Origin of the sequence: Streptomyces sp. NPDC079167 (assembly GCF_040686735.1) — a bacterium.
Lineage (GTDB): Bacteria > Actinomycetota > Actinomycetes > Streptomycetales > Streptomycetaceae > Streptomyces.
This window is the reverse complement of the sequence record NZ_JBFBLO010000001.1, coordinates 44,326-67,423: the sequence shown is the minus strand read 5'-3', so window position 1 is coordinate 67,423 and position 23,098 is coordinate 44,326. Positions and strand designations below refer to the sequence as shown.

Genomic DNA, 23,098 nt, shown 5'->3' with positions numbered 1-23,098 from the left:
AACGGCCCCCCACCTGCCGCGTACGCCACAGAAGAGAGACCCACCCATGTCCTGGCTGTCCAGATTCAGCCTCGCGCAACGGGCCCTGATCGGGCTGATCTCGATCGTCGCGCTCGTTTTCGGAGCGATAGCGATCCCGCAGCTCAAGCAGCAGCTGCTGCCCACCATCGAACTCCCGATGGTGTCGGTGCTGGCGCCCTACCAGGGTGCGTCCCCCGACGTGGTCGAAAAGCAGGTCGTCGAACCCCTCGAGGACGCCATCAAGGCCGTCGACGGAGTCGAGGGCATCACCTCGACCGCCGGCGAGGGCAACGCCGTCATCATGGCGAGCTTCGACTTCGGTGACGAAGGCACGAAGCAGCTCGTCGCCGACATCCAGCAGGCCGTGAACCGCGCCCGCGTCCAACTGCCCGACGAGGTGGACCCGCAGGTCATCGCGGGCTCCACGGACGACATCCCGACCGTCGTCCTCGCCGTCACCTCCGACGAGGACCAGCAGGCGCTCGCCGACAAGCTGGAGCGCACGGTCGTCCCGGCGCTCGAGGGCGTCGAGGGCGTCGGCCAGGTCACGGTCGACGGTGTCCAGGAACTCCAGGTCTCCGTCGTCCCCGACGACAGGAAGCTCGCCGCGGCGGGTATGAACGCCGCCTCGCTGGCCCAGGCGCTCCAGGCCGGCGGAGCCACCGTCCCGGCCGGCTCCTTCTCCGAGTCGGGCAAGAGCCGCACCATCCAGGTGGGCGGCTCCTTCACCTCGCTGCGGCAGATCGAGGACCTGAAGGTCTCCGCGGCGGACCCGGCGACGGGCAAGGCCGGAAAGCCGGTCCGCGTCGGCGACGTCGCCACGGTGAAGCAGGAGCCCGCCACCGCGGTCTCCATCACCCGTACGAACGGCAAGCCGAGCCTCGCCGTCATGGCGACGATGGACAAGGACGGCAGCGCCGTCGCCATCTCGGACGCGGTTCAGGACAAGCTCCCGGACCTGCGCAAGGACCTCGGCGCCGACGCCGAGCTGACCGTCGTCTCCGACCAGGGGCCCGCCGTCTCCAAGGCGATCTCCGGTCTCACCACCGAAGGCGCGCTCGGCCTGCTCTTCGCGGTCGTCGTGATCCTGGTGTTCCTCGCGTCGATCCGTTCGACGCTGGTCACCGCGGTCTCCATCCCGCTCTCCGTGGTCCTGGCGCTGATCGTGCTCTGGACCCGCGGCCTCTCGCTGAACATGCTCACGCTCGGCGCGCTCACGATCGCGATCGGGCGCGTCGTCGACGACTCGATCGTGGTCCTGGAGAACATCAAGCGGCACCTCGGCTACGGCGAGGAGCGCCGGTCGGCGATCATCACCGCGGTCAAGGAGGTGGCCGGCGCGGTCACCTCGTCCACGCTCACCACCGTCGCGGTCTTCCTGCCCATCGGTCTGGTCGGCGGCATGGTCGGCCAGCTCTTCGGCTCCTTCTCCCTCACCGTCACGGCCGCGCTGCTGGCCTCCCTGCTGGTCTCGCTGACCGTGGTCCCGGTCCTCTCGTACTGGTTCCTGCGGGCTCCCAAGGGCACCGCCGTGAACCCGGACGAGGCGCGCCGCGAGGCAGAGGAGAAGGAAGCCGCCAGCCGGCTCCAGCGGATCTACGTCCCGGTGCTGCGCTTCGCGACCCGGCGCCGTGCCACCAGCATCGTGATCGCCCTGGTGGTCCTGTTCGGCACCTTCGGCATGGCGCCCCTGTTGAAGACGACCCTCTTCGAGCAGGGAGAGCAGGAGGTCCTCTCCATCAAGCAGGAGCTGACCCCCGGCACCAGCCTGGCCGCGGCGGACGAGGCCGCGCAGAAGGTCGAGAAGGTCCTCGCCGCCGACAAGGGCGTCGAGGACTACCAGGTCACCGTGGGCTCCTCGGGCTTCATGGCCGCCTTCGGCGGCGGTACGGGCGCCAACCAGGCCTCCTACCAGCTCACCCTCAAGGACGCGGGGGACTACGAGGCCGCGCAGGAACGGATCGACGAGGCACTCGGCAAGCTCGACGGCATCGGCGACACGACGATCGTCGCCGACGGCGGCTTCGGCTCGCAGGACCTCAGCGTCATCGTCAAGGCGGCCGACGCGGACGTCCTGAAGAAGGCATCCGAAGCGGTACGGGGCGAGGTCGCCGGCCTCAAGGACGTCACCGACGTCCAGAGCGACCTGGCACAGAGCGTCCCGCGCATCTCGGTCAAGGCCAACGACAAGGCGGCCGACGCCGGGTTCAACCAGACCACTCTCGGCGCGGCGGTCGCCGGTGCGGTGCGCGGCACCCCGTCCGGCACGGCGATCATGGACGACACCGAGCGTGACGTCCTGGTGAAGGCGGCGAAGCCGGCCACCACCATGGCCGAGCTGAAGGCGCTGCCGCTCGGCCCCGTGAAGCTCGGCGACATCGCCGACGTGAAGCTGGTCCCCGGCCCGGTCTCGATGACCCGGATCGACGGTCAGCGCGCGGCGACGATCACCGCCAAGCCCACCGCCGACGACACCGGCGCGGTCAGCATGGAGCTCCAGAAGAAGCTCGACGCCCTGGACCTCCCGGAGGGCGCCACCGCCACCATCGCCGGTGTCACCCAGGAACAGGACGACGCCACCACGAAGCTGATGCTGGCCATGCTGGCGGCCATCGCGATCATCTTCATGCTGCTGGTGGCCACCTTCCGCTCGCTCGTCCAGCCGCTGATCCTGCTGGTCTCCATCCCGTTCGCGGCGACGGGCGCCATCGGCCTCCTCGTCGTCACCGGCACCCCGATGGGCATCGCGGCGATGATCGGGATGCTGATGCTCATCGGCATCGTGGTGACCAACGCGATCGTGCTGATCGACCTGATCAACCAGTACAGGGCGCAGGGCATGGGCGTCGTCGAAGCCGTCGTCGAGGGCGGTCGCCACCGTCTGCGCCCGATCCTGATGACGGCACTGGCGACGATCTTCGCCCTCCTCCCGATGGCGCTCGGCGTCACGGGTGAGGGCGGCTTCATCTCCCAGCCGCTGGCGGTCGTGGTGATCGGCGGTCTGATCACCTCCACGCTGCTGACCCTGCTCCTGGTGCCGACGCTCTACGCGATGGTCGAGCTCCGCAAGGAGCGCCGCGCGAAGAAGAAGGCGGCCAAGCGCGAGGCGAAGTCCGGCGAGGCGTCGTCCGGCGCCCCGGAGGAAGCCGCCTCCGCGGAGCCGGAGCCCGCGAAGGCCTGAGACAGCCTGCGGTAACAGCGCGGAAGGCCCCCGATGCCGTCGTACGGCGTCGGGGGCCTTCCTCTGCGCCGAGGGAGCCGCCGGGGGCTACGGCAGCGCCAGCATCCGCTCCAGCGCCAGCTTGGCGAACTTCTCCGTCTCCGCGTCGACCTGGATCCGGTTGACCAGGTTCCCCTCGGCCAGGGACTCCAGGGTCCACACCAGGTGCGGCAGGTCGATCCGGTTCATGGTGGAGCAGAAGCACACCGTCTTGTCGAGGAAGACGATCTCCTTGTCCTCGTCGGCGAAACGGTTCGCCAGTCGGCGGACCAGGTTCAGCTCCGTGCCGATGGCCCACTTCGAGCCGGCCGGGGCCGCCTCCAGGGCCTTGATGATGTACTCCGTCGAGCCCACGTGGTCCGCGGCCGCCACGACCTCGTGCTTGCACTCCGGGTGCACCAGCACGTTGACGCCCGGGATCCGCGCCCGTACGTCCTCGACGGACTCCACCGAGAAGCGCCCGTGCACCGAGCAGTGCCCGCGCCACAGGATCATCTTCGCGTCGCGCAGCTGCTCGGCGGTCAGGCCGCCGTTCGGCTTGTGCGGGTTGTAGAGGACGCAGTCCTCCAGGGTCATCCCCATGTCCCGCACGGCCGTGTTGCGGCCGAGGTGCTGGTCCGGCAGGAAGAGGACCTTCTCGCCCTGCTCGAAGGCCCATTCCAGCGCCCGCTTCGCGTTGGACGAGGTGCAGATGGTGCCGCCGTGCTTGCCGGTGAAGGCCTTGATGTCGGCGGAGGAGTTCATGTACGAGACGGGCACGACCTGCTCGGCGACTCCCGCCTCCGTCAGCACGTCCCAGCACTCGGCGACCTGCTCCGCGGTGGCCATGTCGGCCATCGAGCAGCCGGCGGCCAGGTCAGGCAGGACGACCTTCTGGTCGTCGCCCGTCAGGATGTCCGCGGACTCGGCCATGAAGTGCACACCGCAGAAGACGATGTACTCCGCCTCGGGCCGTGCCGCCGCGTCGCGGGCGAGCTTGAAGGAGTCGCCGGTGACGTCCGCGAACTGGATGACCTCGTCGCGCTGGTAGTGGTGCCCGAGCACGAAGACCTTGTCCCCGAGCTTCTCCTTGGCGGCGCGAGCCCGCTCCACCAGGTCCGGGTCGGACGGGGAGGGCAGGTCGCCGGGGCATTCGACCCCGCGCTCGCTCCGCGGGTCGGCCTCGCGGCCGAGCAGCAGAAGGGCGAGGGGTGTCGGCTGGACATCCAGGGGCTGGGCGGTGGTCACGACACGCACCCTTTCTTCTCTGCGAAAAGCCTTTTCGTCTAATTGACGCTATCTATCATAACCGCTTTGCGTCAGCTTGACGATGTCCATAGCGTCGATGTGACGCATCCCCTCGCACGCGCGGTGTGCGAGCATGAAGGGAACAGACACGCGCCTGGCCCGGAATGAATCCGCGGCCCCGATGGTTGGACCGTCGGCAAGCAGTCCGTACAACCCCGGGAGAGAAGCAGATGTCCGTATCGGACGAGACCACCACCGTGAGCGACGGCATCCTCCTGTCCGACGCCGCCGCAGACAAGGTCAGGACCCTGCTGGAGCAGGAAGGCCGTGACGACCTCGCGCTGCGCGTCGCCGTACAGCCCGGCGGCTGCTCGGGCCTGCGCTACCAGCTCTTCTTCGACGAGCGCTCGCTCGACGGCGACGTCGTGAAGGACTTCGGCGGCGTCAAGGTCGTCACGGACCGGATGAGCGCCCCGTACCTGGGCGGCGCCTCCGTCGACTTCGTGGACACCATCGAGAAGCAGGGCTTCACGATCGACAACCCGAACGCCACGGGCTCCTGCGCCTGCGGTGACTCCTTCAGCTGAACCTCCGAGTCGTACGACGGCGGCGGCGCTCCCGGACCCGGGAGCGCCGCCGCCGTCGTGTGCCGGTGCGGAGTTCTCAGCCGCGCGGTACCGCCTCGCCCGACCCCGCGTCGACCACCTTCCGGCCGTCCAGCGGCGCGTCCAGCGTCACCGTCCGGGTCAGCTCCTTGGCGATCATGATGCAGGCCTTTCCGGGGTCCGGCTTCGACTCGGAGACCTTGACCCGCACCGTCGTCGCGTCCTCCGTGGCACGGGCCGTGTAGGTGCTGCACACGCCGCCCCAGAACGTCACCTCCAGCGTCCGGCCGTCCGCGCTGTAGGCGATGAGAGGCGCTCCCTCGCCCTGCGGGTCCTTCGTGGGCTCCGGGGCCGGCCCGGTGCTCTCCGGCGCCAGGCGGTCCGGATCCACCGCGACCTGGACCACCGTGCTGGTGGGGCCGCCCCCTTCGGGCCGTACGGAGAAGATCCACGAGGGCACGAGGACCGGCTCGCCGTCCGAGTACCGCGCCGCGAGCCCGAACTCGGCCTTCTCGACCGTCGCGGTGGCGGCCGGCGGGGCTTCGGCGCAGTCGGCCTTCGGTGATCCCGTATCGCCCTCCAGCGGCACCGGTGTGGCGCAGCCGCCGGTGCCGGACGACTTCGCTCCCCGCCGGCTCTCCGCGTTCAGCAGCCTGAGTGCGTCGTCCGCTCCGGTCACCGGATAGCTGTCGCCCTTCCCCAGGGACTTCAGATGCCCGCTGCCGCCGACGATCTCGCCCCCGGCACCCACCTGGATCCCGGTCGACCACCCGTAGGTCGGCAGTCCGTCCACCACGGGGTCGGCGTTCACCACGCGTACGGAACCCATCAGCTGGGCCGCGTCGAGCGAGGCGTCGTCCTGCCCCACCGCCTTCAGGACCGGTACCGCCGCGGCCTTGGCGGCCTTCTCGCCCACCGGGGAGCCGGTGCCGCTGTCCGGTGCGGGGTCCTTCGAGCAGACCGCGGGCGACTCGCACGCGTCCGCGCCACCCTGGCCGTACCGTGCGAAGGTCCAGGTGCCCGGAGCCTGCTTGGCCACCCGCAGAAGGGGTCCGGAGCCGTCCCCGTCACTGCCCACCTTCCAGGCCGCGCCCTCCGTACGGGGTGTTCCGCCGACCCCGAGCGCCTTCGCGAGGCGTGCCACCTCGGCCGGGGTCACCGTGCCCGTCGCGCGGTGGACGGCCGCCGCGTCCGGTCCTCCGGGCAGCTCGCCCGAGGCGCGGTAGACGGTTCCGCCGCCGTGGGGGTCCGGCTCACCCGGCGCGATGCCCGCGGGTGCCGACGTGCCCCCGCTGTCCGACGGGGCGTCGAGCGACAGCAGAGGGGCTGCGCCGGTCCCGGGATCGGGGCGCAGGCCCGGCCCGGTCTCGCCCGGGGTGTGGGAGGCCCAGTACGCACCGCCGCCCCCGGCCAGCAGCACGGCTGCCGCCACCGAGGTCACGACGAGCGGCGACCGCCGCCGGGGGCCGGTCACGTCATTCTCGGGTTGCTCGGTGCTCACCGGATCGCTCCTTCGGCTGCCTGGCCGTTATGGGCCCATCATCCGTCCCCGGGGCGGGGACACCGGTGGGACGGGCCACGGGAGCGCGCGGTTCCACCGCGTGCGCGGGGGAGCCTCCGGTCAGTCCCCGTAGTCGGACATGGAGTCGACCAGGCGGGCGGAGGAGGGAGGCACCGTGACCCCGTGGATGCGGGACGGCTCCACCGGCTCCTTGGCTGCCCTCGTGGGCGCGACCCAGTGAGGCGCCATCCGCGCGCAGTCACCGCGCAGCTCGGCCAGGCTCATCTCGGACTCACGCGGAACGGACTCACGCGGAACCATGGTGTTCGACATATCCGCACCGTACGCACAGGAGTACCCACGTAGAAAGACCTACTATCGGGTAGTTCTGCCCCTTCGGGCACGGAGGCGTCACCGGGTAGCGTGAACTGTCACGCCGTCCCGGAGGGCGCGTTCACGCGTTCCCTCCGCCTTCCGCAGGAGCAGCCTCCGTGCGCATCGCAGTCACCGGCTCCATCGCCACAGACCACCTCATGACCTTCCCCGGCCGATTCGCCGACCAACTGGTCGCGGATCAGCTGCACACGGTCTCGCTCTCCTTCCTCGTCGACAATCTCGACGTGCGACGCGGCGGGGTCGGCGCCAACATCGCCTTCGGCATGGGCGTTCTCGGCACGCAGCCCATCCTCGTCGGCGCCGTGGGGTCGGACTTCGACGACTACCGCGCCTGGCTCGACCGGCACGGCGTCGACACCGGTTCCGTCCGTGTCTCCGAGGTGCTGCACACCGCGCGCTTCGTCTGCACCACGGACGCCGACCACAACCAGATCGGCTCCTTCTACACGGGGGCCATGAGCGAGGCCCGGCTGATCGAGCTCAAGAGCGTCGCCGACCGCGTCGGCGGCCTCGACCTCGTCTCGATCGGCGCCGACGACCCCGAGGCGATGCTCCGCCACACGGAGGAGTGCCGCTCGCGGGGCATTCCGTTCGCCGCGGACTTCTCGCAGCAGATCGCCCGGATGGACGGCGAGGAGATCCGCATCCTCCTCGACGGCGCGACGTACCTCTTCTCCAACGAGTACGAGAAGGGGCTCATCGAGTCCAAGACCGGCTGGAGCGACGAGGAGATCCTGTCCAAGGTCGGCCACCGCGTCACCACCCTCGGCGCCCGTGGCGTCCGCATCGAGCAGGCCGGCCAGGACCCCGTCGAGGTCGGCTGCGCCGAGGAGGAGCGCAAGGCGGACCCGACCGGCGTGGGCGACGCCTTCCGGGCCGGTTTCCTCTCCGGTCTCGCCTGGGGCGTCGGCCTGGAGCGCGCCGCCCAGGTCGGCTGCATGCTCGCGACCCTGGTCATCGAGACGGTCGGCACCCAGGAGTACACCCTGCGCCGCACCAACTTCATGGACCGCTTCACCAAGGCGTACGGGGACGAGGCGGCCTCCGAGGTCCGCAAGCACCTCTCCTAGGGTCTTTCGTCAGGACCGCAGGCCCGACGAGAGCGGTACGAGGCTCACAGGAGCCGGCGGACCACATAGGCCGAGCCGTGGTCCGCCGGCGCCTCGCCCACGTACTCCTGTTCACGCATCGCGCACCAGGCCGGGATGTCCAGGCGGGCGGCCTCGTCGTCCGAGAGCACCGTCACCGTGCCGCCCACGGGTACCTCTCCGATCACCTTTGCGAGTTCGATCACCGGAACGGGGCAGCGCCGGCCCAGCGCGTCGACCACGAGCGAGGCCCGCGGCGCAGGGGAGGGGGCCGCCGGGACGGGCGCTCCGAGCCTCTCCCGCACCTCGGCCACCACCCCGGGCAGTACGCCGAGGAAGCCGCCGACCTCTTCCTCCGTCGTCCCGGGCGGCAGCGACACCCGGACGTTCCCCTCGGTGAGCACCCCCATCGCCTTGAGGACATGGCTGGGCGTCAGGGTGCTGCTCGTGCAGGACGATCCGGATGAAACGGAGAAACCGGCCCGGTCCAGCTCATGGAGCAGTGTCTCCCCGTCGACATAGAGACAGGAGAAGGTGACCAGATGCGGCAGCCGCCGCACCGGATCGCCGACCACCTCCACATCGGGCACCAGGTCCGCCACCGAGGCCCGGATCCGGTCCACGAGGGCGCGCAGCCGCGCGCCCTCCGCCTCGGCCTCCGCGCGCACCGCCCGCAGCGAGGCCGCTGCCGCCACGATCGCGGGGATGTTCTCGAAGCCGGCGGCCCGGCCCGACTCCCGTTCGTCGACCGGTCCTCGGGGCGCGAACCTGACCCCCTTGCGCACGGCCAGCAGTCCGACCCCGGCCGGCCCGCCCCACTTGTGGGCGCTCGCGGCCAGCAGCGACCAGCGGCCGGGCACCGGCCCCCAGCCGAGCGACTGCGCGGCGTCCACCAGCAACGGCACGCCCGCGTCGGCACAGAGCTCGGCGGTCTCGGCCACCGGCTGTTCGGTCCCCACCTCGTGGTTGGCGGACTGCAGACAGGCCAGCGCGGTGTCCGGGCGGAGGGCCCGGGCGTACGCCGACGGATCCACCGAGCCGCTCCGGTCCACCGGAACCTCGGTGAAGGATCCCCCCGCTGCCTCGAGGGCCGCGGCCGAGTGGAGTACCGAGGAGTGTTCGACGGCGGAGAGCACCAGATGGCGGCCGACACGCCGACGCCCGGAAAGCGCTCCGGCGACCGCCGAGTGCACCGCCCGGGTGCCGGAGGAGGTGAAGACGAGCTCGTCCGGACGGCAGCCGACCGCCTCCGCCGCCGTCTCCCTGGCCGCGTCCAGCAGCATCGCGGCCCGTCGCCCCTCGCGGTAGAGACGGGCGGGATCGGCCCATCCCTCGTCCAGCGAGGCGTGCAGCGCCTGGCGGGCGACCGGGTGCAGGGGGGCGGAGGAAGCCGCGTCGAAGTAGGGCACACCCTCACGCTAGCCCGCGCAGGTGCGTGACCAGGTGACCGGCCACCTCCGCGGCAGGGAGAGGGAGCGTCAGATGGCGGCCGGAGGCTCGCATTCCATCCCTTCGGGGTGTCGTGCGGCGCGTTGGGCACCCTCCCCGCGCGACCCCAAATAGCGTCCAGTAGGGTTTGGTCCGCATAAACATCCAAACCCCTGCCCGCGTCAGGGCCGGCGACCGACCAAGTGAGACGGCCGCGCCGACCGTGCGGGCGAGACTCTCGGGAAGGCGCTACGTGAGTCCCAACGGCTCCGACCGCTCGTCGCGGCGCCCGATGCGGCGGAAGCTGCCGCAGGTGCTGACTGCGGGCCTGGTCCTGGCGACGGCCTCCGGTTGTTCATACAACTGGGAGGATTTCCCCCGCCTCGGTATGCCCACCCCGGTAACGGAAGAGGCCCCTCGGATCCTCTCCCTCTGGCAGGGCTCGTGGGCGGCAGCGCTCGCCACGGGCGTCCTTGTCTGGGGGCTGATCCTGTGGAGCGTCATCTTCCACCGGCGAAGCAGGACCAAGGTGGAGGTACCTCAGCAGACCAGGTACAACATGCCTATCGAGGCGCTGTACACAGTGGTCCCCCTCATCATCGTCTCGGTGTTCTTCTACTTCACCGCGCGCGATGAATCGAAGCTCCTCGAGCTCAGCCCGAAGCCGGCCCACACGATCAACGTGGTCGGCTACCAGTGGAGCTGGGGCTTCAACTACATCGAGAACGTGGAGGGCGAGCCCTCCACCGGCGGCAAGGTCTCCAAGGAGCTCGCCGCCATCCCCGACAAGTTCCAGAAGGACTTCCCCGCGAACGCCAACGGCGTCTACGACGTGGGTGTCCCTGGCACGCGTAACCCGCAGAACGGCAACCCGGGTCCGACCCTGTGGCTGCCGAAGGGCGAGAAGGTCCGTTTCATCCTGACTTCGCGTGACGTCATCCACTCCTTCTGGGTGGTGCCGTTCCTCATGAAGCAGGACGTCATTCCGGGCCACACGAACTCCTTCGAGGTCACGCCGAAGAAGGAGGGCACCTACATGGGTAAGTGCGCCGAGCTCTGCGGCGTCGACCACTCCCGGATGCTCTTCAACGTCAAGATCGTTTCTCCGGAGCGTTACCAGCAGCACCTCAAGGAGCTGGCGGAGAAGGGTCAGACGGGCTACGTGCCGTCAGGCATCGAGCAGACGGACCCGGCCAGGAATGCGGAGACGAACAAACTGTGAGCATCCTCAATGAATCCCAGGGTGCCGCGGCAGCAGACGACTCGTTCGAGGACGAGCTGCCGGTGCGGCGCAAGCAGCCGGGGAGTGTCGTCGTCAAGTGGCTGACCACCACTGACCACAAGACGATCGGCACGATGTACCTGGTCACATCGTTCGCGTTCTTCTGCATCGGTGGCCTCCTGGCGCTCTTCATGCGCGCCGAGCTGGCCCGTCCGGGTACGCAGATCATGTCGAACGAGCAGTTCAACCAGGCGTTCACGATGCACGGCACGATCATGCTGCTGATGTTCGCGACGCCGCTGTTCGCTGGGTTCGCGAACTGGATCATGCCGCTGCAGATCGGCGCGCCCGACGTGGCGTTCCCGCGGCTGAACATGTTCGCGTACTGGCTGTACCTCTTCGGCTCGCTGATCGCCGTGGCCGGCTTCCTCACCCCGCAGGGTGCCGCCGACTTCGGCTGGTTCGCCTACTCCCCGCTGTCGGACGCGGTCCGCTCGCCGGGCGTCGGTGCCGACATGTGGATCATGGGTCTGGCCTTCTCCGGCTTCGGCACGATCCTCGGTTCGGTCAACTTCATCACCACGATCATCTGCATGCGCGCCCCCGGCATGACGATGTTCCGCATGCCGATCTTCACCTGGAACGTCCTGCTGACCGGTGTCCTGGTCCTGCTGGCCTTCCCGGTCCTGGCCGCCGCGCTCTTCGCGCTGGAGGTCGACCGTAAATTCGGCGCACATATCTTCGATGCGGCCAACGGCGGCGCATTGCTCTGGCAACACCTCTTCTGGTTCTTCGGCCATCCAGAGGTGTACATCATCGCGCTGCCATTCTTCGGAATCATTTCCGAAATCATTCCGGTGTTCAGCCGCAAGCCGATGTTCGGCTATGTCGGTCTGATCAGCGCGACGATCGCCATCGCCGGTCTTTCGGTGACGGTGTGGGCGCACCACATGTATGTGACGGGCGGCGTGCTCTTGCCGTTCTTCTCCTTCATGACATTCCTCATCGCGGTGCCGACCGGTGTGAAGTTCTTCAACTGGATCGGCACGATGTGGAAGGGGTCGTTGTCCTTCGAGACACCGATGCTCTGGTCGGTCGGCTTCCTGATCACCTTCGCCTTCGGTGGTCTGACCGGCGTGATCCTGGCCTCGCCGCCGCTGGACTTCCACATCTCCGACTCGTACTTCGTCGTCGCGCACTTCCACTACGTCGTCTTCGGCACCGTGGTCTTCGCGATGTTCGCCGGCTTCCACTTCTGGTGGCCGAAGTTCACCGGCAAGATGCTGGACGAGCGGCTCGGGAAGATGACCTTCTGGACGCTGTTCATCGGCTTCCACGGCACCTTCCTGGTGCAGCACTGGCTCGGTGCCGAGGGCATGCCGCGTCGCTACGCGGACTACCTCGCCGCCGACGGCTTCACCGCCCTGAACACGATCTCGACGATCTCCTCGTTCGTGCTCGGACTGTCGATGCTTCCGTTCATGTACAACGTCTGGAAGACCGCGAAGTACGGCAAGAAGATCGAGGTCGACGACCCCTGGGGCTACGGCCGTTCGCTCGAATGGGCGACGTCCTGCCCGCCCCCGCGGCACAACTTCCTCAGCCTGCCGAGGATCCGTTCCGAATCCCCGGCGTTCGACCTGCACCACCCGGAGATCGCGGCACTCGAGCAGCTCGATCACCTGTCCGAGGGTGACAAGGTCCTCGTCGGTGGCAAGGAGGACGGCAAGTGAAGATCCAGGGCAAGCTCTTCATCTGGCTGAGCGTCTTCATGCTGGCCATGGCCGTCACGTACGGCGTCTGGTCCAAGGAGCCGGTCGGCACCACCGCGCTGGTCCTGGCCTTCGGGCTGTCCATCATGATCGGCTTCTACCTGGCCTTCACGGCCAACAGGGTCGACGCGATGGCCCAGGACAACAAGGAAGCCGACGTCGCGGACGAAGCAGGTGAGGTGGGCTTCTTCTCGCCGCACAGCTGGCAGCCGCTCTCCCTGGCCATCGGTGGAGCCTTCCTCTTCCTGGCCGTCGTCTTCGGCTGGTGGCTGGCCTACTTCTCGGTCCCGCTGCTCCTGATCGGCCTCTTCGGCTGGGTCTTCGAGTACTACCGGGGAGAGAACCGCACCCAGTAGGACACGCCCTCACAGGTCGCGTCACACCCTTACGGGGGCCCGTTCCGCTCAGCAACGAGCGGTGCGGGCCCCCGTTTGCAGTCACTGAACGCGCTGGATCGGATGAATCTTCTTAGCGTGGGTTCATGAACCACACGCCGCGCATCCGCACCGTAGTGAGCTGCACCCTGCTGGTCGTGACCCTGGTAGCGGGTGCGACCGCCTGTGGTGAGCCCGATGGTCATCCGCTGTCGCTGAAGCCGTACGACGCGGCCGACCTGGTCTCCTTCAACGGCCCCTCGGGGAACGAGAAGGCCGACCCCGACAAGCCCCTCGAAGTCACCGTCAAGGAAGACGACGCGAGGATCACGGACGTGACGGCCGTCGACAGGGAGGGCCGCCACCTGGCGGGGGAACTCGACGCCGACGGGAAGAGGTGGCACTCCACCACCTCGCTCGCGGCCGGCACCCGCTACACCGTCAAGGTCTCCACCGAGAACGGCGACGGCGCCCCGGGCAGCCGTACGTACGGCTTCGGCACGACCTCGGCCAAGAAGTTCCTGAAGGTCACCTTCGGCCCGCAGGCGGGCACCTACGGCGTCGGACAGCCCGTCACAGCGGAACTCAGCGCTCCGGTCACCGACAAGGCCTCCAGGGCCACCGTGGAACGCGGACTGCAGGTCCGCTCCACCCCCGCCGTCACGGGCTCCTGGTTCTGGGTCGACGCCAAGACCCTGCACTACCGGCCCAAGGAGTACTGGCCCGCCGACGCCACCATCGACGTCCGCAGCAACCTCAAGGGCATAAAGGTCACCAACGCCCTCTACGGGGGCGCGGCGAAGTCCCTGAAGCTCACCACCGGCGACCGCATAGAAGCGATCACCGACGCCTCCGACCACTCCATGACGGTGCTGCGCAACGGTGAGGTGATCAACACCCTGCCGGTCACCACGGGCAAGCCCGGCTTCGAGACGCGCAACGGCGTCAAGGTCGTGCTGGCCAAGGAACAGTTCGTACGCATGCGCGGGGAGAGCATCGGCATCGCCGCAGGCTCCTCGGAGTCGTACGACCTTCCCGTCTACTGGGCGACACGCGTCACCTGGAGCGGTGAGTACGTCCACGCGGCGCCCTGGTCGACCGGCTCGCAGGGCAGCGCCAACGTCAGCCACGGCTGCACGGGGATGAGCACCGCCGACGCCCAGTGGTTCTTCGAGACCGTACGCGAGGGCGACATCGTCAAGGTCGTCGGGAGCGACGGCGAGACGATGACGCCGTTCGACAACGGCTTCGGCGACTGGAACCTGGACTGGGACGCCTGGCGCAAGGGCAGCGCCCTGCACGGGGGCGGCACACCGGACTCGGCCACCGACGTCGAGGCGGCGCGGCTGCGCCCCCAGGTCTGACCGGCCGGGAGTGCGCCGCGCCCCGGAAGGACACCGTGGAGGGGCTCGGGGCCGCTGCGCCTCAGGCCTCTACGGACAGCCTGTGGCGCAGCAGGGAGGCCAGGGCGTCCGCGAAGTCGACCGGGTCCACCGGATGCGTCACAGCGGCGTCCGCACGGCTCCACGTGGCCAGCCAGGCGTCCTGCGGGCGTCCGATCAGCAGCAGGACGGGCGGGCAGTCGAAGATCTCGTCCTTGATCTGCCGGCAGACGCCCATCCCGCCCGCCGGGGCCGTCTCGCCGTCCAGCACGCAGACGTCGACACCGCCCCGGTCCAGCGCGCTCAGGACGGCGGGCAGGGTGGCGCACTCCAGGAACTCCACCGGCGGCACGTCCGCCGCAGGCCTGCGCCCGGCTGCCAGCCTCACCTGCTCACGGGTGTTGGCGTCGTCGCTGTAGACCAGGACCGTGGCGGTCGGCTGCATTGTTCCTCCGTGACGTCTGTGTTCTCGGGGGCTCTCGGGGCTCTGGGGGCATGAACCGATGGGCGGATCGTACTCCGGCGGACTGCCTGTCAGCACCGGTAAAGACAGCGATTCGATGGGCCGTTCGGTGAGGACACACGCCTCTGACACACCGAACGGCACCCCCCGGAGTGAGGGCGGGATAAGCGACCGACATAATGTCGGTCGTGGCGACAGCAACGACAGTAGAAACCGGGCACGCGCACCCGTCGGTCAATCGGCCGAACCTCACCAGCGTCGGAACCATCATCTGGTTGAGTTCCGAGCTGATGTTCTTCGCGGCCCTCTTCGCGATGTACTTCACCCTGCGATCGGTGATGGGACCCGATCACTGGAAGGAGATGGCTCACCATCTGAACTTCCCGTTCTCGGCGACGAACACCACGATCCTGGTGCTTTCCTCTCTCACCTGCCAGCTCGGCGTTTTCGCCGCGGAGCGGGGCGATGTGAAGAAGCTCCGCACCTGGTTCATCATCACGTTCGTGATGGGTGCGATCTTCATCGGAGGCCAGGTCCTCGAGTACACCGAGCTGGTCAAGGAGGCGGGTCTCTCCCTGTCCTCCGACCCGTACGGTTCGGTGTTCTACCTGACGACCGGCTTCCACGGTCTGCATGTGACAGGCGGTCTCATCGCCTTCCTGCTCGTCCTGGGCAGGACATACGCGGCCTCGAGATTCACCCATGAACAGGCCACCGCAGCCATCGTCGTGTCCTACTACTGGCACTTCGTCGATGTCGTCTGGATCGGCCTGTTCGCCACGATCTACATGATCAAGTAACCGGGCTCGCACCCACCCATCATCGACGCAGAAGATCCTGACACCGGGGTAATCCGTGAAAAAGCTCTCCGCACGACGACGCCATCCGCTGGCGGCGGTCGTCGTACTACTCCTCGCGCTGGCGGCTACCGGGGGGCTGTACGCCGCGTTCGCGCCTGCGGGTAAGGCGCAGGCCGACGAAACCGCCCAGTCCCTCGCCATCGACGAGGGCAAGAAGCTCTACTCCGTGGGCTGCGCAAGCTGCCACGGATCCGGCGGTCAGGGCACCACCGACGGGCCGTCCCTCGTGGGCGTCGGCTCCGCCGCCGTCGACTTCCAGGTCGGTACCGGACGTATGCCGGCCCAGCAGCCGGGCGCCCAGGTCCCGAAGAAGCCGGTCATCTACAACCAGGCCGAGATCGACCAGCTCGCGGCGTACGTCGCGTCCCTGGGCGCCGGTCCGATCACGCCCACCAAGAGCCAGGTCGACCCCTCGGGCGCGGACGTGGCCAAGGGCGGCGACCTGTTCCGCAACAACTGCGCGCAGTGTCACAACTTCACGGGCAAGGGCGGCGCGCTCACAGAAGGCAAGTCCGCCCCGGACCTCGAAGGCGTGAGCCCGAAGCACATCTACGAGGCCATGCTGACCGGCCCGCAGAGCATGCCGTCCTTCCCGGACAGCACCATGCCGGAGCAGCAGAAGAAAGACATCATCGCGTACGTCCAGACCGTCAACGGCAATGAGTCCGAGTCCCCCGGCGGGCTCTCGCTCGGCGGCCTCGGCCCCGTCAGCGAAGGTCTCTTCGGCTGGATCTTCGGCCTGGGCGGCCTGATCGCCGTCGCCGTATGGGTCGCGGCCCACACCGCTAAGGCCAAGAAGTCATGAGTAGCCAACAGATTCCAGAAGAGAACCTGCCGGTTGAGCAGGGCACCGCGCACGGCGCGGTAGAGGGTGCGGGCGACCCGTTCGCCGACCCGGGGCTGCCGGCCCACAAGCCGCGCATCCAGGACATCGACGAACGGGCCGCGAACCGCTCCGAGCGGGCCGTCGCCTTCATGTTCACGCTGTCCATGCTGGCGACGGTCGGCTTCATCGCCTCGTACGTCATCTTCCCGGTCGACAAGATCGTCTACATCTGGCCGCTGGGCCATGTGAGCGCGCTCAACTTCTCCCTGGGCATGACCCTGGGTCTGGCGCTCTTCCTCATCGGCGCGGGGGCCGTCCACTGGGCGCGCACCCTGATGTCCGACGTGGAGGTGGCCGACGACCGGCACGCCATCGCGGCGGAGCCGGAGGTCAAGGCGAAGGTCATGGCCGACTTCGCGGCCGGCGCCAAGGAGTCCGCGATCGGGCGGCGGAAGCTGATCCGCAACACCATGTTCGGTGCGCTGGCCCTGGTGCCGCTCTCCGGTGTGGTGCTGCTGCGCGACCTCGGTCCGCTGCCGGAGAAGAAGCTCCGCAAGACGCTGTGGGCCAAGGGCAAGCAGCTCGTCAACATGAACACCATGGAGCCGCTGCGTCCCGAGGACGTCGTCGTGGGCTCGCTGACCTTCGCCATGCCCGAGGGCCTGGAGGAGGACGCGCACGACTTCCAGTCGCAGATCGCCAAGGCCGCCCTGATGATCATCCGCATCGAGCCGGACAACATCAAGGACAAGCGCGAGCGCGAGTGGGCCCACGAGGGAATCGTGGCCTTCTCCAAGATCTGCACCCACGTCGGCTGCCCCATCAGCCTGTACGAGCAGCAGACCCACCACGTGCTCTGCCCGTGCCACCAGTCCACCTTCGACCTCTCCGACGGCGCCCGCGTCATCTTCGGTCCGGCCGGTCACCCTCTTCCGCAGCTGCGGATCGGCGTGAACAGCGAGGGCAACCTCGAGGCGCTCGGTGACTTCGAAGAGCCCGTCGGTCCTGCCTTCTGGGAGCGCGGATGAGTACTGCGACAGACACACAGCGCAAGGCGCCCGCCGGCGAGCGGGTGGCCGACTGGGCGGACGGCCGGCTCGGCATCTACAGCCTGGCCAAGTCCAACATGCGCAAGATCTTCCCGGACCACTGGTCCTTCATGCTGGGTGAGATCTGCCTCTACAGCTTCATCATCATCATCCTCACGGGTGTGTACCTGACGCTGTTCTTCAACCCGAGCATGAACGAGGTCGTCTACCACGGCTCGTACGAGCCGATGCAGGGCATCCGGATGTCCGCGGCCTACGCGTCGACGCTGGACATCAGCTTCGACGTCCGCGGTGGTCTGCTGGTCCGCCAGATCCACCACTGGGCCGCGATCATCTTCCTCGCAGGCATGTTCGTCCACATGTTCCGGGTGTTCTTCACCGGGGCGTACCGCAAGCCGCGCGAGATCAACTGGCTGTTCGGCTTCCTGCTGTTCGTGCTCGGCATGTTCACCGGGTTCACCGGCTACTCGCTCCCGGACGACCTGCTCTCCGGTACGGGTGTGCGCTTCACGCAGGGCGCGATCCTGTCGATGCCGATCGTCGGTACGTACATCTCGATGTTCCTGTTCGGCGGGGAGTTCCCCGGCACGGACATCATCTCGAGGTTCTACTCGATCCACATCCTGCTGCTGCCGGGCATCATGCTCGGGCTCGTGGTCGGCCACCTCATCCTGGTCTTCTTCCACAAGCACACGCAGTTCGCCGGCCCGGGCAAGACGAACAAGAACGTCGTCGGCATGCCGCTGCTGCCGGTGTACATGGCCAAGGCCGGAGGGTTCTTCTTCCTGGTCTTCGGCTTCATCGCGATCCTCTCGGCGATCGCCACGATCAACCCGATCTGGGCGCTCGGCCCCTACCGTCCCGACCAGGTGTCCACGGGCGCCCAGCCGGACTGGTACATGGGCTTCGCGGAAGGCTTCGTCCGTGTGATGCCTGGCTGGGAGATCAACCTCTGGGGCCACACGCTGGTCCTGGGCGTGCTCATCCCGCTGGTCCTCTTCGGTGTCGTACTCGGGGCACTCGCCCTGTACCCGTTCATCGAGTCCTGGATCACCGGGGACAAGCGCGAGCACCACATCCTGGACAAGCCGCGCAACGCCCCGACCCGCACCGGACTGGGCGTCGCCTGGGTGACGATCTACTTCGTCATGCTGATCGGCGGCGGCAACGACATCTGGGCGACCCACTTCCACATGTCGCTCAACGCGATCAGCTGGTTCGTACGGATCGCCTTCTTCGTCGGCCCGGTCCTGGCGTTCGTCGTCACCCGGCGGATCTGCCTCGGCCTCCAGCGCCGCGACAAGGAGAAGGTGCTGCACGGGCGCGAGTCCGGCACCATCAAGCGCCTGCCGCACGGTGAGTTCGTGGAGATCCACGAGCCGCTCAGCCAGGAGCAGCTGCACACGCTCACGGCGCACGAGCAGTACAAGCCGCTCGAGATCGGCCCGCGGGTCGACAAGAACGGCGTCGAGCGCAAGCCGTCGGCAGTGCAGAGGCTGCGGGCCAGGCTCAGCAGGAGCTACTACGGCGAGGACAACCAGATCGCCAAGCCCACCGCCGAGGAGTACAAGGAGATCACCAGCGGCCACGGCCACCACTGATCACCTCAGCTGACCGCCACAGCAGGAGCCCCGTCCATCCGATGGACGGGGCTCTTCGCTGTCCCCGGGCCTGGATAGGGTGGGAGACATCCTTGTACCGGCTGTGGACCCCCAGGAGCGGACCATGAACGTTGTGACCCCGGACGGCGGCGACAGCGTGGCGGACCGTACCTGGCCCGGCGTGCTGACCCCCCTGCTGCGCGGCGAGCACCTGGGCGCGGACGACACCGCGTGGGCCATGGACCGCATCATGAGCGGCGAGGCCACGGACGTGCAGATCGCCGGCTTCGCCGTCGCGCTGCGGACCAAGGGAGAGACCGTCGACGAGGTCACCGGACTCGTCCGCGCCATGTACGAGCACGCCCACACCATCGAGGTGCCCGGCCGTACGGTCGACATCGTGGGGACCGGCGGCGATATGGCCAAGACGGTCAACATCTCCACCATGTCGGCGATCGTCGTCGCGGGGACGGGCGCGAAGGTCGTCAAGCACGGCAACCGTGCCTCCTCCTCGGCGAGCGGCGCCTCCGACGTACTGGAGAAGCTCGGCGTCAACCTCGAACTGACGCCGCAGCGCGTCGTCGCGGTGGCGGAGGAGGCGGGCATCACCTTCTGCTTCGCGGTGAAGTTCCACCCCGCCCTGCGGTACGCGGCCAGGGCGCGCAAGGAGCTGGGCACGCAGACCACCTTCAACATCCTGGGACCGCTCACCAACCCGGCCCGGGTGCGCTCCCAGGCCATCGGGGTCGCCGACCCGAAGATGGCGCCCATCGTCGCGGGCGTGCTGGCGGACCGGGGGAATTCGGCGCTCGTCTTCCGGGGCGACGACGGCCTCGACGAGCTGACCACCACCGCGACCTCGCGGGTCTGGATCGTCCGCGACGGAACCGTGCGTGAGCAGGCCTTCGACCCGCGCGACGTCGGCCTGGACCTGGTCCCCGTCGAGGCGCTGCGCGGCGCGGACTCCTCGTACAACGCGGATGTGGCCCGTCGGCTGCTCGACGGGGAGACCGGCCCCGTGCGCGACGCGGTTCTGCTGAACTCGGCTGCCGCGCTGGTCGCGCTGGACCCGGGCGAGGGTTCTCTGGACGAGCAGCTCTCGGCCGGGATCACGCGCGCCGCGCAGTCGATCGACTCGGGTGCGGCCAGGAGCGCGCTGGAGCGCTGGGTGGCGGCCAGCAACGCCTGAGCGCGCATGGTGGGCAGGGGCGCAGTCCGGATCGCGGACTGCGCCCTTGCGCGTCGCCGTGGGTATGGCAAGATGCTGCGCAGGTCATGAGTGACAGCGACTACGGCCCCGGCCCGCTGTCCGGCAACCCTCCGTCCGTGGCGGGGTGCCCCGGGTGAAGACCAGGCCGCAGGCAGCGAGGTCTGTGGCAAGCGCGGGCCCCTCGGCATCGTTGGATGCCACCCCTTGGGGTCCTGGTCCCAGGGAGCCTTCTGTGAGCAAGCGAATGCGATAGGGCACCACGCCCTCCTCCGCACCCCCCTTTTTTCTTACGTTCCCGCGCTGCCGCGCACCGCCGCCGGCGCGAGGATCTCGCCTGCCTCTTACGGGAGTTCGTCATGTCTGTCTCCACCGTTGCCGTCGACCAGACCATTTGTGCCCCGCTGCCGGTTCTGGGTGCCGATGTCACCGTTCCGCTCGTCACCGGCGGAGACGTCACCTACGCCGCTCTCGACTACGCGGCCAGTGCCCCGGCGCTCCAGCGGGTCTGGGACGACGTGGCCGCCTACGCCCCGTACTACGGCAGCGTGCACCGCGGCGCCGGCTATCTCTCGCAGCTCTCCACCGACCTGTTCGAGAACAGCCGCGAGACCGTCGCGGAGTTCCTCGGCTGCCGCGCGGAGGACCAGGTGGTCTTCACCCGCTCGACGACCGACTCCCTCAACCTGCTCGCCGCCGCGCTGCCCGCCGACTGCGAGGTGTTCGTGTTCGAGACCGAGCACCACGCCTCGCTGCTGCCCTGGCGGGATGCCCGGGTGACCTGCCTCGACGCCCCGCGCACCCCGGACCAGGCGGTCGCCACACTGGAGCGCGCCCTGGCCGGCCGTGACCCCTACGGGCCGGCGCTGGTCTGCGTCACGGGCGCGTCCAACGTCACCGGTGAGCTGTGGCCGGTGAGGGAACTGGCCGCCGCCGCCCACGCCCACGGTGCGCGCATCGTGCTGGACGCGGCGCAGCTGGCGCCCCACCACCCGGTGGACATCGCCGAGCTCGATGTCGACTGGGTCGCCTTCTCCGGGCACAAGCTGTACGCACCCTTCGGCTCGGGCGTCCTCGCGGGCCGCGCCGACTGGCTGGTGGACGCGGAGCCTTACCTCGCCGGCGGCGGCGCCTCCCGTAAGGTCGCCCGGCGCGCCGACGGCGGTGTGGACGTCGAGTGGCACACCACGGCGGCCCGGCACGAGGCGGGATCGCCCAATGTCATCGGCGTCTACTCCATCGCCGCGGCCTGCAAGGCGCTGACCGAGGCCGGATTCGACCGGCTGGTCGCCCGGGAGCAGCAGCTGGTGACCCGTGTCCGTGAGGGGCTCGCCGACGTCCCCGAGGTGAAGGTGCTCTCGCTCTTCGGTGACGACGCCCCGAGGGTCGGCGTCATCTCCTTCGTGGTCGAGGGATGGAACAGCTCGCACTTCGCCGCGGCGCTCTCCGCCGAGTACGGCATCGGGGTGCGCGACGGACTGTTCTGCGCGCACCCGCTGGTGCGGACCCTGCTGGGCAGCGAGCCGCAGGAGCCGGGCGAGTGCGGCGCGCCGGAGGCCGCGCCGGGGGAGAAGTCGCTCAACGCCATCCGGGTGAGCTTCGGCGCCGGCACGCCGGACGAGCACATCGAGCGTTTCCTGGGTGCCGTCCGGGAGCTGGTCGGCCAGGGCGCCCGCTGGACCTACCGCACCGAGGAGGGCCGCTGCGTCCCCGACCGGGGTGCCGCCCAGGTCTGAGCGGGTCCGGACACGGCTCCGGCCGGGGACGGGAGGCGTCTCGCCCCGTCCCCGGCCGGAGCCGTACGCGGTCTCAGGCGTCGAGCCCGATGGCGAAGGCCGCCTCGAGGTCGTGCTGCGAGTAGGTACGGAAGGCCACATGGGTGTCGGTGCCCTCGACGCCCTGGATCTTGCTGATCCGGCCCGGGATGACGTCGGCCAGATCGTCGTGCCGGGCGACCCGGACCATGGCGATCAGGTCGTACGTCCCGGTGACCGAGAAGACCTCGCTGACACTGTCCAGCGCGGCGATGGCCTCGGCGATCTCGGGAATCCGGTCCACGCTGGTTTTGATGAGCACGATCGCGGTGATCACGGCTGGCTTTCTCCCTCAGTGGCCGTGGCTGGAGACTTCACTCTAGTCCCCCCGAACCGGACCCAGGCGTAGAGGAACCCGGCCGCGAAACCCGCCACGTGCGCGAGGTACGCCACGCCCGGCCCGCTCCCCGCGCTCCGCGCCGCCAGCCACTGCAGGACGAACCAGAACACGAGCACGATCCAGGCGGGGAAGCGCAGCGGCAGGAAGAAGAGGAAGGGGAAGAGGCTGGTGACACGGGCCTTGGGGAAGAGGAAGAGGAACGCGCCGAGCACCGCCGAGATCGCACCCGACGCGCCGACCAGCGTCTGGTCGGAGTCCGCGTGCGCGACCGCGTAGGCCACCAGGGCGAAGTAGCCGCAGGCGAGGTAGAAGACGGTGAACTCGGTGCGGCCCATGCGTTCCTCGGCCATCGCGCCGAACACGTAGAGGAAGAGCATGTTGCCCAGCAGGTGCAGCCAGCTGCCGTGGACGAAGAGCGCGGTGAGCGGGGTCAGGGCCGCGCGGGCCGAGCCCTCCAGGAGCTCGGCGGGGATCACGCCCCAGCGCTCGAAGTACCCGGCCTGAGCCGCCAGCAGTGCGTCGGCACTGCCGTGGACGGGGTTGAAACCGGAGAGCGGACTGATCAGGAACACCGCGCAGCAGAGCGCGATCAGCCCGTACGTGACCGGGGCGCCGCCCGCCGCGGCCGCGGCCCGGAGCTCTCCGGCCCGCCTCCGCCAGTGGACTTCTCGCCGAATGGTCACGTGCAGAGCATGACGCACC

Annotated in this window: 20 protein-coding genes and 1 riboswitch; of the genes, 13 read left to right on the top strand and 7 right to left on the bottom strand. The window is 68.9% G+C overall.

Going from position 1 to position 23,098, the window contains the following annotated elements; genetic code table 11:
• The first annotated feature begins 46 nt into the window (after positions 1-46).
• A complete protein-coding gene (locus tag AB0P41_RS00320) occupies positions 47-3,202 on the top strand; it encodes an efflux RND transporter permease subunit (RefSeq protein ID WP_356707341.1) in 3,156 nt (1,051 codons plus the stop codon).
• 87 nt (positions 3,203-3,289) lie between these two features.
• Here AB0P41_RS00320 and nadA read toward each other — a convergent pair whose 3' ends face one another.
• Positions 3,290-4,477: a quinolinate synthase NadA gene (gene nadA / locus AB0P41_RS00315; RefSeq protein WP_356707340.1), complete on the bottom strand. Its 1,188-nt coding sequence runs from the start codon at positions 4,475-4,477 to the stop codon at positions 3,290-3,292.
• 221 nt (positions 4,478-4,698) lie between these two features.
• Here nadA and AB0P41_RS00310 point away from each other — a divergent pair, with 221 nt between their 5' ends.
• On the top strand, positions 4,699-5,055 hold the full coding sequence (locus tag AB0P41_RS00310; RefSeq protein ID WP_056784314.1) for an iron-sulfur cluster assembly accessory protein: 357 nt from the start codon (positions 4,699-4,701) through the stop codon (positions 5,053-5,055).
• Between the two features lie 76 nt (positions 5,056-5,131).
• Here AB0P41_RS00310 and AB0P41_RS00305 read toward each other — a convergent pair whose 3' ends face one another.
• The gene (locus AB0P41_RS00305) at positions 5,132-6,574 is read right to left on the bottom strand and encodes a hypothetical protein (RefSeq protein ID WP_365929159.1); all 1,443 of its coding nucleotides are present in this window, start codon (positions 6,572-6,574) and stop codon (positions 5,132-5,134) included.
• A 120-nt stretch (positions 6,575-6,694) separates the two neighbouring features.
• Positions 6,695-6,907, bottom strand: coding sequence for a hypothetical protein (locus AB0P41_RS00300; RefSeq protein ID WP_356707338.1), 213 nt, complete (start codon positions 6,905-6,907; stop codon positions 6,695-6,697).
• Positions 6,908-7,065: 158 nt separating this feature from the next.
• Between AB0P41_RS00300 and AB0P41_RS00295 the strand changes: the two genes are divergently transcribed.
• The gene (locus AB0P41_RS00295; RefSeq protein WP_356707337.1) at positions 7,066-8,040 is read left to right on the top strand and encodes a carbohydrate kinase family protein; all 975 of its coding nucleotides are present in this window, start codon (positions 7,066-7,068) and stop codon (positions 8,038-8,040) included.
• A gap of 44 nt (positions 8,041-8,084) precedes the next feature.
• On the opposite strand, the gene AB0P41_RS00290 is transcribed toward AB0P41_RS00295, so the two are convergent.
• Positions 8,085-9,467 carry an aminotransferase class V-fold PLP-dependent enzyme gene (locus tag AB0P41_RS00290; protein WP_365929156.1) on the bottom strand — a complete coding sequence of 461 codons (1,383 nt, stop codon included), beginning with the start codon at positions 9,465-9,467 and terminating at the stop codon, positions 8,085-8,087.
• Between the two features lie 272 nt (positions 9,468-9,739).
• Between AB0P41_RS00290 and coxB the strand changes: the two genes are divergently transcribed.
• The 4 genes from coxB to AB0P41_RS00270 all read left to right on the top strand — a co-directional run bounded on the left by coxB (position 9,740) and on the right by AB0P41_RS00270 (position 14,218).
• A complete protein-coding gene (coxB, locus tag AB0P41_RS00285) occupies positions 9,740-10,708 on the top strand; it encodes a cytochrome c oxidase subunit II (RefSeq protein ID WP_356707335.1) in 969 nt (322 codons plus the stop codon).
• Positions 10,705-12,441, top strand: coding sequence for a cytochrome c oxidase subunit I (gene ctaD, locus AB0P41_RS00280; RefSeq protein ID WP_362930553.1), 1,737 nt, complete (start codon positions 10,705-10,707; stop codon positions 12,439-12,441). Before coxB ends, ctaD begins: the two co-directional genes overlap by 4 nt.
• A complete protein-coding gene (locus AB0P41_RS00275; protein ID WP_365929155.1) occupies positions 12,438-12,836 on the top strand; it encodes a cytochrome c oxidase subunit 4 in 399 nt (132 codons plus the stop codon). The genes ctaD and AB0P41_RS00275 overlap by 4 nt, the downstream gene beginning before the upstream one ends.
• Before the next feature lie 125 nt (positions 12,837-12,961).
• The gene (locus AB0P41_RS00270) at positions 12,962-14,218 is read left to right on the top strand and encodes an Ig-like domain-containing protein (protein WP_365929153.1); all 1,257 of its coding nucleotides are present in this window, start codon (positions 12,962-12,964) and stop codon (positions 14,216-14,218) included.
• A 61-nt stretch (positions 14,219-14,279) separates the two neighbouring features.
• Here AB0P41_RS00270 and AB0P41_RS00265 read toward each other — a convergent pair whose 3' ends face one another.
• On the bottom strand, positions 14,280-14,681 hold the full coding sequence (locus AB0P41_RS00265; protein ID WP_356707331.1) for a hypothetical protein: 402 nt from the start codon (positions 14,679-14,681) through the stop codon (positions 14,280-14,282).
• A 197-nt stretch (positions 14,682-14,878) separates the two neighbouring features.
• Between AB0P41_RS00265 and AB0P41_RS00260 the strand changes: the two genes are divergently transcribed.
• The 6 genes from AB0P41_RS00260 (at position 14,879) to AB0P41_RS00235 (ending at position 21,978) form a co-directional block, all read left to right on the top strand.
• The gene (locus AB0P41_RS00260; RefSeq protein WP_014045480.1) at positions 14,879-15,499 is read left to right on the top strand and encodes a heme-copper oxidase subunit III; all 621 of its coding nucleotides are present in this window, start codon (positions 14,879-14,881) and stop codon (positions 15,497-15,499) included.
• 55 nt (positions 15,500-15,554) lie between these two features.
• Positions 15,555-16,364 (top strand): c-type cytochrome, encoded by an 810-nt coding sequence (locus tag AB0P41_RS00255; protein ID WP_356707330.1) that lies wholly within the window; start codon positions 15,555-15,557, stop codon positions 16,362-16,364.
• A complete protein-coding gene (locus AB0P41_RS00250) occupies positions 16,361-17,413 on the top strand; it encodes a Rieske 2Fe-2S domain-containing protein (protein WP_356707329.1) in 1,053 nt (350 codons plus the stop codon). Before AB0P41_RS00255 ends, AB0P41_RS00250 begins: the two co-directional genes overlap by 4 nt.
• Entirely contained in the window at positions 17,410-19,035 is a 1,626-nt protein-coding gene (locus AB0P41_RS00245) for a cytochrome bc complex cytochrome b subunit (RefSeq protein ID WP_356707328.1), read from the top strand. The genes AB0P41_RS00250 and AB0P41_RS00245 overlap by 4 nt, the downstream gene beginning before the upstream one ends.
• Positions 19,036-19,159: 124 nt before the next feature.
• Positions 19,160-20,224, top strand: a complete 1,065-nt coding sequence (gene trpD, locus AB0P41_RS00240; RefSeq protein WP_356707327.1) for an anthranilate phosphoribosyltransferase — start codon at positions 19,160-19,162, stop codon at positions 20,222-20,224.
• Positions 20,225-20,306: 82 nt separating this feature from the next.
• A riboswitch (SAM riboswitch) is annotated at positions 20,307-20,424 on the top strand.
• A gap of 177 nt (positions 20,425-20,601) precedes the next feature.
• On the top strand, positions 20,602-21,978 hold the full coding sequence (locus tag AB0P41_RS00235; protein ID WP_365929150.1) for an aminotransferase class V-fold PLP-dependent enzyme: 1,377 nt from the start codon (positions 20,602-20,604) through the stop codon (positions 21,976-21,978).
• Positions 21,979-22,051: 73 nt separating this feature from the next.
• On the opposite strand, the gene AB0P41_RS00230 is transcribed toward AB0P41_RS00235, so the two are convergent.
• Entirely contained in the window at positions 22,052-22,333 is a 282-nt protein-coding gene (locus AB0P41_RS00230; RefSeq protein ID WP_104784870.1) for an Lrp/AsnC ligand binding domain-containing protein, read from the bottom strand.
• Positions 22,330-23,079 (bottom strand): rhomboid family intramembrane serine protease, encoded by a 750-nt coding sequence (locus AB0P41_RS00225; protein ID WP_356707325.1) that lies wholly within the window; start codon positions 23,077-23,079, stop codon positions 22,330-22,332. The genes AB0P41_RS00230 and AB0P41_RS00225 overlap by 4 nt, the downstream gene beginning before the upstream one ends.
• Positions 23,080-23,098: the final 19 nt, after the last annotated feature.

What these genes read in the sequence shown, in the direction of transcription:
- AB0P41_RS00320 (WP_356707341.1), top strand. Translation starts at nt 47, where the DNA reads ATGTCCTGGCTGTCCAGATTCAGCCTCGCGCAACGGGCCCTGATCGGG.
- AB0P41_RS00310 (WP_056784314.1), top strand. Translation starts at nt 4,699, where the DNA reads ATGTCCGTATCGGACGAGACCACCACCGTGAGCGACGGCATCCTCCTG.
- AB0P41_RS00300 (WP_356707338.1), bottom strand. Translation starts at nt 6,907, where the DNA reads ATGTCGAACACCATGGTTCCGCGTGAGTCCGTTCCGCGTGAGTCCGAG.
- AB0P41_RS00270 (WP_365929153.1), top strand. Translation starts at nt 12,962, where the DNA reads ATGAACCACACGCCGCGCATCCGCACCGTAGTGAGCTGCACCCTGCTG.
- AB0P41_RS00265 (WP_356707331.1), bottom strand. Translation starts at nt 14,681, where the DNA reads ATGCAGCCGACCGCCACGGTCCTGGTCTACAGCGACGACGCCAACACC.
- AB0P41_RS00260 (WP_014045480.1), top strand. Translation starts at nt 14,879, where the DNA reads ATGTCGGTCGTGGCGACAGCAACGACAGTAGAAACCGGGCACGCGCAC.
- AB0P41_RS00250 (WP_356707329.1), top strand. Translation starts at nt 16,361, where the DNA reads ATGAGTAGCCAACAGATTCCAGAAGAGAACCTGCCGGTTGAGCAGGGC.
- AB0P41_RS00245 (WP_356707328.1), top strand. Translation starts at nt 17,410, where the DNA reads ATGAGTACTGCGACAGACACACAGCGCAAGGCGCCCGCCGGCGAGCGG.
- trpD (WP_356707327.1), top strand. Translation starts at nt 19,160, where the DNA reads ATGAACGTTGTGACCCCGGACGGCGGCGACAGCGTGGCGGACCGTACC.
- AB0P41_RS00235 (WP_365929150.1), top strand. Translation starts at nt 20,602, where the DNA reads ATGTCTGTCTCCACCGTTGCCGTCGACCAGACCATTTGTGCCCCGCTG.